The 506-nt window shown below is 76.9% G+C and carries 1 protein-coding gene; it reads left to right on the top strand.

Features of this window, described 5'->3' with window-relative positions; all coding sequences use genetic code 11:
• The coding region (locus GVV75_RS10055; RefSeq protein WP_201288274.1) for a hypothetical protein at positions 1-506 on the top strand (506 nt) is incomplete at both ends.

The raw sequence follows: 506 nt of genomic DNA, 5'->3' as shown, positions 1-506 counted from the left end.
CCGAGGTTAACGAGCGCTGGGGGCTCGACCTGCGCGATGGGGAGCACCTCGACCCCGACCCGGCGGCCGTGGCTGACCCGGGGGCCCAGGCTCGGGCACGGGGGGCGGCCCCACTGCTGGACGGCGAGGACGTCTCAGCCCTCGATCAAGCTCCCACGCAGGACGCGTCCACCGCTCGGGCCGGTAGGGAGCGGGCCGTGGCCTCGGTGATCACCACCGCCCTGGCCCGCCACGACGGCGCGGCGTCCGTCGTGGCCACGCGTGGCGCCGACGGCGCCCTCGAACTCGACGTCCGCGACGCCAACGGCGCCCCCATCCCGGCCGCCAGCGCCGAGTTGACGGGCCTGGCCGGCCGGGCCCTGAGCCCGGACCTGCTCGCCGACCACCTGGCCGGCCGCACCTGGGACCTGGGCGAGCTCCACGACAAACTCAACACCCCCCTGCTGCGCGCCGCCGCCACCCAGCCCGACCCCACCCCCGACCACGGCCCCCAGAACACCCAGGAG

Origin of the sequence: Actinomyces sp. zg328, from assembly GCF_009829635.1 — a bacterium.
GTDB classification, from domain to species: Bacteria; Actinomycetota; Actinomycetes; order Actinomycetales; family Actinomycetaceae; genus Actinomyces; species Actinomyces marmotae.
The sequence above is the reverse complement of the archived record's forward strand: the minus strand, read 5'-3'. Positions and strand labels throughout refer to the sequence as shown.